Here is an 11,860-nt window from a genome sequence, read left to right on the forward strand (position 1 = left end):
TGGCTACAGTGTAGCATAGCCCGCGAGAGGAATCGACGAAACCCGCATCTTTCAATGTAAAGGATAAAAAGCTGGCAGAGGAATAATTGCATAGAAAAAACCCTCCAGGCGAACCTGGAGGGTTTTCATCAATCGATTAACGTGAGTAGAACTCAACGATCAATTGTTCGTTGATTTCAGCAGACAATTCGCTGCGCTCTGGGAGACGGACGAATGTGCCTTCTTTTTTGTCAGCGTCGATTGAAACGTATTCTGGAACGAAGCTGTTAACTTCGATCGCTTCGTTAACAACATCAAGGTTGTTGGACTTTTCGCGGAAAGCGATTGTTTGTCCTGGTTTCACAGCGTAAGACGGGATGTCTACGCGTTTGCCATCAACAAGGATGTGGCCGTGGTTTACCAATTGGCGGGCTTGGCGGCGAGTGCGCGCAAGGCCGAGACGGTAAACAACGTTGTCAAGGCGTGCTTCAAGCAAGATCATGAAGTTCTCGCCGTGTTTGCCTTCCATTTTACCAGCTTTGTTGAACAAAGTTTTGAACTGGCGTTCGTTAACTCCGTACATGAAGCGTAGTTTTTGTTTTTCTTGCAATTGCAAACCGTATTCAGAAACTTTACGGCGTTGGTTAGCACCGTGTTGACCTGGTGCGTAAGGGCGTTTTTCGAGTTCTTTACCTGTGCCGCTCAAAGAAATTCCAAGGCGACGTGACAGTTTCCATGCTGGACCTGTATAACGAGACATAGTGAGTCTCCTCCTCTAATTTGGTTTTTAGAGTAAAATAAAAACCAGATGTATTCATGCTGCAAGCCATTTTGTTTTCATGTACCTTCGCTCAGCAGCCAAGAGTTACGCGATACACCTCTGTCTATACGAAAGCACCGGAAACCCGGATCACGCTTTTCTGGACAAGGAACAAAATGGGCAAACCCGCACATACAACTGCTGCGATTATTTTACACAAAGGCTAGTATACCCGATATCGACTGCGGCAGTCAATGGATAATGGGCAAGAAGCGCAGAAATGGCACTTTCTTTTTTTGCGTTCTCAGAGTAAAATGGAGATAGTTGTAAATGTAAGCGCTTTCTATTTTTGTTGAGGGGTGTATGAATGATGAGACAAAAGAAAAAGTTTGAAACAGCAGTGATTCATGAGGGTTATGACAGTTCTGTGCATCATGACAGTTTGGCTACGCCGCTTTATCAAACGTCCACGTATTCGTTCGCGAATGCCGAACAGGGAGAAGCCCGTTTTGCTGGGGAGCAGGACGGAAATATTTATTCGCGCCTCGGCAATCCGACAGTGCGCGTCTTGGAACAGCGCATGGCGGAGATCGAAGGCGGGGGAGGCGCACTGGCATTTGGGTCGGGGATGGCCGCAGTCAGTGCGATCCTTGTCCATTTGACGAAAGCAGGCGACCATGTGCTGTGTTCGCGCGGAATCTATGGCTGCACATTTGGCTTATTGGAAATCATGGAAGAAAAGTACGGCATTACGCATTCGCTCATTGCGATGACGACTGAAGAACAAATTGAACAGGCGATCCGGCCTGAAACGAAAGTCATTTACGTCGAAACGCCGATCAACCCGACAATGGAACTTGTCAATTTACGTGCGGTTGAAGCCGCCGCCAAAAAGCATGGCTTGCGGGTCGTCGTCGATAATACGTTCAGTTCGCCGTATTTGCAGAATCCGCTCGAGTTCGGTGCGGATTTTGTGCTCCATAGCGCGACCAAGTATTTGAACGGCCACGGCGATGTCATCGGCGGCGTGCTAGTCGGAGCGGATGCAGAAGAGATGCAGTTGATCCGCATGACCGTACAGAAAGATTTCGGGGGCATCATGTCGCCATTCGATGCCTGGCTGTTGATCCGTGGATTGAAGACTTTGCATGTACGGATGGACCGCCATATTGATAATGCGGAAAAGATAGTCGCGTTTCTCCATGGCGAACAGGCAGTCAAACGTATTTTGTATCCATTCGATGCCGGACATCCACAAATGTCGATTGCCAAAGACCAGATGCGCCGCGGCGGCGGATTGATTTCGTTCGAGCTAGAAGGCGGGAAAAAACAAGCGCAGGAATTTTTGAATGCCTTGTCGCTCATCAAGATTGCCGTAAGCCTCGGAGATGCCGAAACCTTGATCCAGCATCCCGCAACGATGACCCACGCGGTCGTGCCTCCGGAAGAGCGGGAACGGATGGGCATCAGCGATTCACTCGTGCGCTTGTCGGTCGGGCTTGAGAATGTTGAGGATTTAATGGCCGATCTGGAGAAGGCTTTCGCTCAAATCAAATCCAATTTGCAGGAAATCTAAAAAAGATCCCGGCAGACAGTCTGCTGGGATCTTTCGTGCGTTTAGATGTGCTTCAATAAGGTTTCTGCAAACTTTTCAAGCCCGATGCGGTCTTCGTCCGTAAAACGGGCAAGTTCCGGGCTGTCGATGTCGAGCACGCCGTAAGCTTCGCCATCTTTGAATAGCGGTACGACGATTTCCGAACGGGAAGCCGCGTCGCAGGCGATATGGCCAGGGAAGGCATGGACATCATCGATGAGCATCGTTTCATTTTTGTCGATGGCCGTACCGCATACCCCTTTTCCGACCGGGATGCGGACACAAGCCGGCATTCCCTGGAATGGGCCAAGGACAAGCTCGCCGTCTTCAATCAAATAAAATCCGACCCAATTGATGCGGTCAAGGAATTGGCCAAGCAATGCAGAAGCATTCGATAAATTGGCGATGCGGTTCGGTTCGCCTGCAAGAAGGGCGTCCAATTGTTTATTGAGCAGGTTGTATTGCTCTTCGCGTGTGCCGCTGTAAGTGGATGTAGCAAACATGGAATCATCTCATTTCTAAAAGTTTCTATTTAATAGTGTTCAGTATAAAAGCGATCCGCGTATTTGTGCAAGCCTTCAGCACTATGGGCATCGGACCCGAAGACGAGCGGTATGCCGAGTGTACGTGCATAGGAGATATAAGGCTCCGGCGGATAGAATTCCAGGCAGCCTGGTTTTGACAGCCCCGCGGAATTGACATCCAGTTCATAGCCATGTTCTTTTATCATTCTGAGGATTTTACGGATGCGCGCATCGTCATCGATTTGTTCCTGATGGACGTGCTGAAATTTATGGCATAAAGTCGGATGGCCGATGCGCTTCGGTTTATGGGGCCCGAGGTCTGCCAATATGGAAGCTTCGACCGTATCATAATACAGGTCGTAAACGGCTTGTACAGAACCCATGTCTTTTGCAAGGTCCATAAATACTTCCGCACTGAAGTCAGAGCAGATCCAGCGGTCTTGATAGCGCAGAAAATGGACCGACAGAATGGCGTCGTCCAGTTTTGGCCCTGCTTGTTCGAGCAGTTGTGCTGTCTGTTTTTCGAAGCCTTCGATAAAATCCACTTCCAGGCCGCTGCGGATCCGCATACCTGGCGCTTGCGCTTTGGCCTTATCGAGCGCTTCGAAATAGGCTGGCAACTCGCCCAATTCCATGCCGCTGTCTTGATCGGGCGTCGTATCTATAAAGCCGGCAGGCAGAGGGGCGTGCTCGGTAAAGCTGATATCCGAGAATCCACTTTTTTCCGCTTTTTCGATATAAGCCCAGAACGGGTCGCTTGTTCCATGGGGGCAGAATGGGGTATGGATATGGCCGTCGCGTTTATTCATAAAGTTCACCATCTTTTCAATTTGATAAAATTATTCCCTGTTTTCTTCTAATTTGGCAAACAAAAGAGTAGAATACATGTTAAAATAAAAGAATCATTAAACATACTTATGTAACCGGTAATGTATTTGGAACAGGGGGCTAAATGACTTATGATGGAGTATATCATCATTGCGGTCATCATTCTATTGGCGCTGCTTATCATCGGCATGGTGTTTCGAAAAAAACACAATGCGGAAATCGAGCGTCTGGAACAACTGAAACTGCAACTAAAAGAGAAACCAATTATGGAAGAACTTACCAAAGTGAAACAATTAAACTTGAACGGCCAGACAGAGGAAATGTTCGAGCGCTGGCGTAATAAATGGGACGAAATCATGGATGTCGATATCCCGAAAATAGACGCAACACTCTATGACGCAGAAGAATCGATCAAGCGCTTTAACTTCCCGAAGGCTTCCAAGCTTGAAAAACAAGCCGAAGTGAAAATAGATGACGCCGACCAGCAAATCGCGGTCATCTTCGCGGAACTGGACGAGTTGATCGGCAGCGAAGAGAAAAACCGCAGCGAGATGGATTTGATTCAGGACAAATACGTTCGCGCCCGCAAAAACTTGCTCGCGCATAAGTCTTCGTACGGCGCAGCTGCCGGTCCGCTTGAGAAGCGCTTGGAGTCATTCGTCCAACGCTTTGAGGAATACGACCAGTTGACGGATGAAGGCAATTACTTAAGAGCGCGTGAGACGGTCATCAATCTATCGGCTGACAGCGCACAAGCCTTTATGCTGGTAGACGATATCCCGATGATGCTGACGGAAATCGATGAGAAGATTCCGCAGGATTTGGCGCAACTGCGCCAAGGCAAACAAGAAATGGAAGAGCAGTCGTATTACCTCAACCATCTTGGGTTGACCGAAAAGATCGAAGAAATCGAACAAGAGCTGGCTGTCTTGAAAAAACAACTGGAAACTTTGGAAGTAACCGATAGCAAGAACCGTGTCGACGAAATAAAAGACCGGATCGATGCCATGTACGACCTGCTTGAAAAAGAAGTAGCGGCAAAACATTATATCGACCAGCATTTGATGGACACAGAGCGCCACCTGCAAGTGGTTGCGCGTGATACCCAGGAACTGGAAGAAGAAAGCCGTTATGTGCAGCACAGCTATAAAATCACGGACCAAGAAGCGGCAATTCCGAAGACTTGCTTAGAGAAAGTCGAACAGCTTGCAAAGCGCTTTGAACTATTGGCGAACCGGTTAGAAGAAGACCAATCCGCCTATTCAAGCCTCCAGGATGAATTGATGCACATCCGTGAAGATTTGACGATCGTCGATTCCACGCAAATGGACTTTACCGATGCATTGAAAAACTTGCGCGTCGAGGAAAACAAGGCCCGCATTCATGTGGAGGAACTGAGGCGCCGCCTTCAAGAGACGGACCGCATGTTGCATAAAGCGAACATCCCGGGTATTCCGGAAGACATGGATGTCCGTCTCGAGGAAGCCGAAGAGCATTTGTTTGTCGCGATGCGCGCGCTTCGCGAAGTGCCCCTTAATATGAAGCTAGTCGATAATTATATGGAACAGGCAGAAACGAGCATTACGGATGTGGAGATCAAAGCAAAAGAAATGGTCGAAAACGTCTTGCTGGTGGAACGCATTATCCAGTACGGAAACCGTTACCGGAAGACGAATCCACAGCTTCACGCCCATCTTTTGGAAGCGGAAGAATCTTTCCGCCAAATGCGCTATACGAAAGCGCTCGAAGAAGCGGCGACGGCTGTCGAGAATTTCGAGCCCGGTTCGATGAAACGCATTGAAGTGCTCGTAAAAGATAAGGACTAAGAAAATAACGAAACCACCAGCAGACAAGCTGGTGGTTTTCTTTTCGGAGGGATTGCTAATGATTTATTTGGATAATAGCGCAACGACCGAACCCGACCCGCAAGTGCTCGAAACCTATGTAAAGGCGAGCAGCCGCTATTTCGCGAATCCGGCTTCGCTGCATCGCCTGGGAAACGAAGCGGAAGATTTACTCGAGTCGGCGCGCAGCCAGATCAAGGGCCTGCTCGGCTTTGGGCGCATAATTTTCACATCTGGTGGCACCGAAGCGAATAACCTGGCGATTCGGGGGGCCGCTCATGCCAATCAAGAAAAAGGCCGGCACATCATCTCGTGCAAAACCGAACACCCATCAGTTCTGGAACCGTTGAAGCAACTCGAAAAAGAAGGATTTGAAATCACGCTGCTTTCAGTCGATAGAAAAGGCGCAATCGATCTCGCTGACCTGCAGCAGGCGCTTCGGGAAGATACAATTCTCGTCAGCCTAATGCAAGTCAATAATGAAATCGGCACGATCCATCCGCTGGCGGATATTCGGCGAATGCTCAGCAACCACCGCGCGCTGTTTCATGTGGATGCTGTGCAAGGTGCCGGTAAACTGCCACTAAGCGAGCAGGAGATGCCGGATTTACTGACCGTCTCTGCACATAAGCTTCATGGATTGAAGAACAGCGGGATTTTGGCCGTCAATAAGGCGGAACTCGAGCCGATTTTGTTCGGCGGCGGGCAAGAAGCCGGGCTTCGCAGCGGGACGGTCTCGGTTCCGAACGCTGCAGCAATGGCAAAAGCATTGCGCCTTGCAACATCAAACCCCGATCATCTAGAATGGAATGCAGAATTGCGCAGCTTTTTCTCCGGATACAAAGATATTTACATCGTCAGCCCATCCGGCGCAGCGCCGCATATCTTGGCTGTGGCGATCAAGGATGCGCGCGGGGAAACTTTAGTCGGTGCCTTGCAGCAAGAAGGTGTCATCGTTTCTACTTCGAGCGCCTGTTCTTCCAAGAACAAGCAGGCAAGCCACGTCATTGAAGCAATCGGCCTGCCGCGCGAATACCGTGACGGCACGATCCGCATCAGCTTTGGCGCCATGACCACCCGTGAAGACATCAGCGAATTGAAGAAACGTTTCCATAAAGCGCATCAAACGATCAAAGGAGTCGAACAATCATGAAAACCAACCAAATTCTTATCCGCTACGGCGAGCTGTCGACAAAAGGCCGCAACCGAAAAGCGTTCATCTCACGGCTCCGCAATAATATACAGACTTTATTCGCAGGCACGCCGACTTTGCGCATCAAAGCAGAACGCGACCGGATGTTCTTATTCTGCGACGCTGAACAAGGCATGGAAGATATTTTGTCTCGCTTGCCTTACGTATTCGGCATCCAGTCATTCAGCCCTGTGACACAGACGAGCCTGGAATTGGATGATATGAAGCATACCGCTTTAGCGATCGTCAGCAAGATGGATCCTAAGGACAAGAGCTTTAAAGTTTCCGTCAAAAGGCCAAACAAGGAATTTCCTTACGAAAAACCGGAGATCATGCGCACGATCGGGGGATATGTACTCGGCAATACGCCCGAGCTGACAGTCGCGATGAGAAACCCTGATATCGACTTGAATGTCGAAATCCGCCAAGACGCCGCTTATATGATGGCTGAAACTATCCAAGGCGCAGCCGGCTTACCGATCGGCGCAGGCGGCCGGGCGCTTTTGATGCTGTCAGGCGGTATTGATAGCCCTGTTGCGGGATATCATATGCTCAAGCGGGGAGTCAGGCTTGAACTGATCCATTTCTTCAGCCCGCCGTTTACAACCGAGCGCGCAAAAGAGAAAGTGCTTGATCTTGCCGAGAAATTGAGCGGCTTCGGGTCTCCTGTCACTTTGCACATCATCCCGTTCACTGAAATCCAGCAGGAAGTCCATAAGCAAGTGCCGGACAATATCACGATGACATCCACGCGCCGCATGATGATGCGCATAGCGGATGCCGTGCGCGCAAAAACGGATGCTAAAGCAATCATCACAGGCGAAAGCCTTGGCCAAGTCGCCAGCCAGACGCTTGAGAGCCTGCAGGCGATCAACGCAGTGACAAACACGCCGATTTTGCGCCCCTTGATCGCACAGGACAAACTTGAAATCATCGAAACGGCGCAAGCGATCGGCACATACGATATTTCCATTCGGCCATATGAGGATTGCTGCACGATCTTCACGCCGGCCAACCCGAAAACGAAACCGAAAACCGATAAAGTAGAGCATTACGAGAGCTTTGTATCATTCGACGAAATGATCGACCGAGCGGTAGCAGAGCGCGAGATCATCGAATTCCCAAGAAAGAAACAACAGCGTTTCGAAGACTTGCTGTAATCCGATTCACTCGAAAAGCCCAGCCAAGAACAGAAAGTTTGTTCTTGGCTGGGCTTTTGTTATGACATAAATTCGTTATTCTATTAGAACGATCACTTGAAATATTGATATTGGTTTTGAAAGGAAATCACTAGTGTCAAATTAATTAAGTTAGAAAATCAAATGAAATTGAAGTCGCTACGTTTTAAATAATTATTTTGAATAATTAAATATCTATTGTATAATAATATAAGAATAATATTAGTTCATTGGCAAAGGGGAGATTGGAATGAAACGCGAACAATTGCTGGCACCTGAAAACTATAATTTGGTGGAAGAATTCGAACGCTTTGCGACTGGGGACGGGCGCAAAGCGATCATTTGGGAAAATGACCAAGGGGAAAAGAAGGAACTTACATATGACGAATTAATCCAACAAGCAAACCGTGCAGCGAACAGCTTCGATAAAGCTGGCCTAAAAAAAGGCGATGTCGTATTGGTCATGGTGCCTCGCCTCGTCGAAGCCTATGTAGTTTACACTGGGGCATTAAAAGCAGGGCTCGTCGTCATTCCAAGTTCTGAAATGCTGCGGGCGAAAGACATCTCTTACCGGCTGAATCATAGCGAAGCCAAAGCGGTCATCGCGTATGAACCGTTTCTGGGCCAATTCAAGGGAGTCGCCGAAATGGATGGGCTGACGAATTTCGTCATCGGCCAAGGATCGGATTCCTGGATTTCATTGACGGACGAAATGGCTTCAGCTTCTGATCGTTACGAAGCGGCACCGACCAAGAATGACGATATGGCGTTTCTTTCCTACACATCGGGGACGACCGGCAATCCTAAAGGCGTTGTCCATAGCCATGGCTGGGCGTACGCACATTTGCGCACCTCTGCAGAGCATTGGCTCGGGGCAAAAACAGGGGATCTGGTCTGGGCGACGGCGAGCCCGGGCTGGCAAAAATGGATCTGGAGCCCGTTCCTCGCGACACTTGGAAGCGGTGCGACGGCATTTGTCTACAACGGCAAATTCGACCCGGCAGTATACTTGGAGTTGCTGGAACAGCGGAAAATCAATGTGCTGTGCTGCACGCCGACAGAATACCGCTTGATGGCGAAGCAAAAAGATTTGGCGAAATACGATTTAAGCGCGCTTCACAGTGCCGTGTCAGCCGGCGAACCCTTGAATGCTGAAGTGATCGATGTGTTCCGGAAGCATTTCGAGTTGGATGTACGCGACGGCTATGGGCAGACCGAGAACACCTTGCTTGTCGGCACGATGAAAGGCACAGAGGGGCGCACAGGTTCGATGGGCAAACCGACACCAGGCAACCGGGTGGAAATCATCGACGATAACGGCGAGCCTTGTGCAGTTGGAGAAGTCGGGGATATCGCTGTGCATGTCGAGACGCCGGCGCTGTTCAAGGAATATTTCAAAGACGCTGAGCGGACGCAAATGCAGTTCCGCGGTGATTATTATGTAACGGGCGATAAAGCGTCGAAAGACGAAGACGGCTTTTTCTGGTTTGAAGGGCGCGGCGATGACATTATCATTTCTTCAGGCTACACGATCGGGCCATTCGAAGTGGAAGATGCGCTCGTCAAGCATCCCGCCGTACAGGAATGCGCCGTCGTCGGTTCACCGGATGAAATCCGCGGGACGATCGTGAAAGCGTTCGTCGTCTTGACTCAAGGACATGAGGGCGGAGAAGAGCTCGTCAAGGAACTCCAGAACCACGTTAAGGAATTGACGGCGCCGTATAAATATCCGCGCGCGGTCGAGTTCCGCAGCGAGTTGCCGAAAACCGCATCCGGCAAGATCCGCCGCGTCGAACTGCGGCAAGCCGAAAACGCAAAAAAATAATAATTTAGCCAAAAGCCTCCGCTCATACCGGGGGCTTTTGCTGTATTTACTTTCCAATAGGGCAGGCATATAATGGGTCTATTATTTCGTGAATAAAAATATTTTAAGAATGGTGCGCGATGCGAAGATGACTGAAGAGAAAAAAGGAACACTGCTGACGATTTTAACTTATACGATTTGGGGATTTCTCCCGATATTCTGGAAACAAGTCGACCATGTGCCCGCTGATGAATTATTGGCCGGCCGTATTTTCTGGGCGTTTTGGCTGACGCTTGGCTTTATCGTGCTGACAGGAGGCGGCAAGCGGTTCGTGGAAGATATCAAGTCTTTATGGAAGTCGAAGAAAACCTTCTTCCTGCTCATGCTCGCTTCGTTTCTCATTTCGGCTAACTGGTTCTTCTATATTTATGCGGTAACCAATGACCGGATCGTCGAAACGAGTCTTGGCTATTACATCAATCCGCTGATTTCCGTGCTGCTCGGCTCGTTCTTTCTAAAGGAAAAGCTGTCGCCGGCGGTAAAAATTGCGTTCGTGCTTGCGGCAATAGGCGTCTCGGTGATCACGATTTCCTATGGGACGCTGCCTTGGCTGGCACTCGGCATGGCGTTCAGTTTTGCGTTCTACGGATTGATCAAGAAGACCATCCAATTGAATGCGTTAAGAGGCCTTGCAATCGAGACACTGTTCGTGCTGCCGTTTGCGACCGCCTACTATGTCTATTTGTTTTCGATCGACCGTGCGGCATTCCTGCATAGCGGCGTGTCGACCGACCTGCTCGTCATCCTTAGCGGCTTTTTGACTGCTTTGCCGCTTCTGTTGTTTGCCATGGGGGCGCCGCTCATTCCTTTATACATGATTGGCTTCCTTCAATACATTGCCCCGAGCTTGATGTTGTTGATCGGCGTCTTCCTTTATGGGGAGAAATTCGGCTTAATATCGGTCATTTCCTTCTCGTTTATCTGGAGTGCTTTGATCTTGTTCACGGGATCGAAAATTGTGGAGGCGAGGCGGACAAAGAAGAACCGCCATTTAGTTGGTGCCGAATTTAGCGGAAAGTGAAACATTTTGAATGCTACTGCGTATAGTTAAATGGAATACTTAAGGAGGGAACTGAAACATGATGAACACAAAACGATGGATTGCCTTGCTGGCCGCTGCTGCTTTGCTGGTGATATCTCTAGTCATTAACTCGGCTTTTTCAGTGCTGCAATCGGATTTCACTTCAGGCTTTGACGATTGGACAGGCATGGAACAGACGGCTTTAAGCGAACAAGTGGTTGAGGCAGGCGATACGTCCAACCGGATTGCCGTATTGAATGTGGACGGGGCGATCCAGGATACGGGCGAAGCGTCCGTTTTCGCCGCTGCTGGCTATAACCATGATTTATTCATGGAGCAATTGCAGGCTGTTAAGGAAGACAGCAGCGTCAAAGGCGTTGTGCTGCAAGTCAACTCCCCTGGTGGAGGGGTCGTTGAGTCCGCTCAGATCCACGATAAGATAAAGGAGATTCAGGAGGAAACCGGCAAGCCGCTGTATGTTTCGATGGGTGCCATGGCTGCATCAGGCGGTTATTATATTGCCGCGCCAGCTGAAAAGATCTTCGTCAGTGAAGAAACCTTGACAGGATCGATCGGCGTTATCATGCAAAGCGTCAATTACGGTGAACTTGCCGAACGCTACGGCGTGGATTTCGTCACCATCAAATCGGGGCCATACAAAGACATCCTGAGCCCAACACGTGAAATGACAGAAGAAGAGCGTGCGCTATTACAAGACATGCTCGACAGTTCATATGAAGAATTTGTCGATGTTATCGAAGAAGGGCGCGATATGACCGAAGCGGAAGTGAAAGAATACGCGGACGGGCGCATCATGAACGGCCGCCAAGCAGTTGAAGCGAACCTAGCGGACGATTTCGGCTTTGCAGAAGATGTCATCCAGGCGATGCGCGATGATTTCGATCTAGCCGATGCCGAAGTTTTCGAGTACGGTGCAGGAGATGACTGGTCCTCGCTTTTCGCGATGAAGGCAGGCTCATTTTTCGGCATGGACATGGAAACGAAGTTCATCTCGGATATGCTGTCCCAAAACAGCGGGCCGCGCATGATGTATCTATACGGTGAAAACTAAGGAG

General features: G+C 49.5%; 10 protein-coding genes. 7 read left to right on the forward strand and 3 right to left on the reverse strand.

What is annotated here, in order from left to right; all coding sequences use genetic code 11:
- Nucleotides 1-136: 136 nt before the first annotated feature.
- A complete protein-coding gene (gene rpsD, locus M1Q06_RS06670) occupies nucleotides 137-739 on the reverse strand; it encodes a 30S ribosomal protein S4 (protein ID WP_101190075.1) in 603 nt (200 codons plus the stop codon).
- A 367-nt stretch (nucleotides 740-1,106) separates the two neighbouring features.
- On the opposite strand from rpsD, the gene megL reads away from it, so the two are divergent.
- Entirely contained in the window at nucleotides 1,107-2,315 is a 1,209-nt protein-coding gene (gene megL, locus M1Q06_RS06675) for a methionine gamma-lyase (RefSeq protein ID WP_434402363.1), read from the forward strand.
- 41 nt (nucleotides 2,316-2,356) lie between these two features.
- Here the strand turns inward: megL and M1Q06_RS06680 are convergent, their stop codons facing one another.
- Nucleotides 2,357-2,836 carry a GAF domain-containing protein gene (locus M1Q06_RS06680; RefSeq protein WP_434402365.1) on the reverse strand — a complete coding sequence of 160 codons (480 nt, stop codon included), beginning with the start codon at nucleotides 2,834-2,836 and terminating at the stop codon, nucleotides 2,357-2,359.
- 29 nt (nucleotides 2,837-2,865) lie between these two features.
- On the reverse strand, nucleotides 2,866-3,666 hold the full coding sequence (hisJ, locus tag M1Q06_RS06685) for a histidinol-phosphatase HisJ (RefSeq protein ID WP_434402367.1): 801 nt from the start codon (nucleotides 3,664-3,666) through the stop codon (nucleotides 2,866-2,868).
- Between the two features lie 150 nt (nucleotides 3,667-3,816).
- On the opposite strand from hisJ, the gene ezrA reads away from it, so the two are divergent.
- The 6 genes from ezrA to sppA all read left to right on the forward strand — a co-directional run bounded on the left by ezrA (nucleotide 3,817) and on the right by sppA (nucleotide 11,856).
- Nucleotides 3,817-5,511, forward strand: a complete 1,695-nt coding sequence (gene ezrA, locus M1Q06_RS06690; RefSeq protein ID WP_121301146.1) for a septation ring formation regulator EzrA — start codon at nucleotides 3,817-3,819, stop codon at nucleotides 5,509-5,511.
- A gap of 58 nt (nucleotides 5,512-5,569) precedes the next feature.
- Entirely contained in the window at nucleotides 5,570-6,682 is a 1,113-nt protein-coding gene (locus M1Q06_RS06695; protein ID WP_434402369.1) for a cysteine desulfurase family protein, read from the forward strand.
- A complete protein-coding gene (gene thiI / locus M1Q06_RS06700; protein ID WP_434402371.1) occupies nucleotides 6,679-7,881 on the forward strand; it encodes a tRNA uracil 4-sulfurtransferase ThiI in 1,203 nt (400 codons plus the stop codon). The genes M1Q06_RS06695 and thiI overlap by 4 nt, the downstream gene beginning before the upstream one ends.
- A 268-nt stretch (nucleotides 7,882-8,149) precedes the next feature.
- Complete coding sequence (mbcS, locus tag M1Q06_RS06705) at nucleotides 8,150-9,724, forward strand: acyl-CoA synthetase MbcS (RefSeq protein WP_434402373.1); 1,575 nt, start codon at nucleotides 8,150-8,152, stop codon at nucleotides 9,722-9,724.
- 127 nt (nucleotides 9,725-9,851) lie between these two features.
- Nucleotides 9,852-10,784, forward strand: a complete 933-nt coding sequence (gene rarD, locus M1Q06_RS06710) for an EamA family transporter RarD (RefSeq protein ID WP_434402840.1) — start codon at nucleotides 9,852-9,854, stop codon at nucleotides 10,782-10,784.
- A 61-nt stretch (nucleotides 10,785-10,845) separates the two neighbouring features.
- The gene (sppA, locus tag M1Q06_RS06715) at nucleotides 10,846-11,856 is read left to right on the forward strand and encodes a signal peptide peptidase SppA (RefSeq protein WP_434402842.1); all 1,011 of its coding nucleotides are present in this window, start codon (nucleotides 10,846-10,848) and stop codon (nucleotides 11,854-11,856) included.
- Nucleotides 11,857-11,860: the final 4 nt, after the last annotated feature.

The organism is Planococcus sp. 11815 (assembly GCF_051096385.1).
Taxonomy (GTDB): Bacteria; Bacillota; Bacilli; order Bacillales_A; family Planococcaceae; genus Planococcus; species Planococcus citreus.

Bases quoted from the DNA above. Each gene is read 5' to 3' on its own strand.
- mbcS (WP_434402373.1), top strand. From the start codon at position 8,150: ATGAAACGCGAACAATTGCTGGCACCTGAAAACTATAATTTGGTGGAA.
- rpsD (WP_101190075.1), bottom strand. From the start codon at position 739: ATGTCTCGTTATACAGGTCCAGCATGGAAACTGTCACGTCGCCTTGGA.
- sppA (WP_434402842.1), top strand. From the start codon at position 10,846: ATGAACACAAAACGATGGATTGCCTTGCTGGCCGCTGCTGCTTTGCTG.
- M1Q06_RS06680 (WP_434402365.1), bottom strand. From the start codon at position 2,836: ATGTTTGCTACATCCACTTACAGCGGCACACGCGAAGAGCAATACAAC.
- megL (WP_434402363.1), top strand. From the start codon at position 1,107: ATGATGAGACAAAAGAAAAAGTTTGAAACAGCAGTGATTCATGAGGGT.
- ezrA (WP_121301146.1), top strand. From the start codon at position 3,817: ATGATGGAGTATATCATCATTGCGGTCATCATTCTATTGGCGCTGCTT.
- thiI (WP_434402371.1), top strand. From the start codon at position 6,679: ATGAAAACCAACCAAATTCTTATCCGCTACGGCGAGCTGTCGACAAAA.
- rarD (WP_434402840.1), top strand. From the start codon at position 9,852: ATGACTGAAGAGAAAAAAGGAACACTGCTGACGATTTTAACTTATACG.
- M1Q06_RS06695 (WP_434402369.1), top strand. From the start codon at position 5,570: ATGATTTATTTGGATAATAGCGCAACGACCGAACCCGACCCGCAAGTG.
- hisJ (WP_434402367.1), bottom strand. From the start codon at position 3,666: ATGAATAAACGCGACGGCCATATCCATACCCCATTCTGCCCCCATGGA.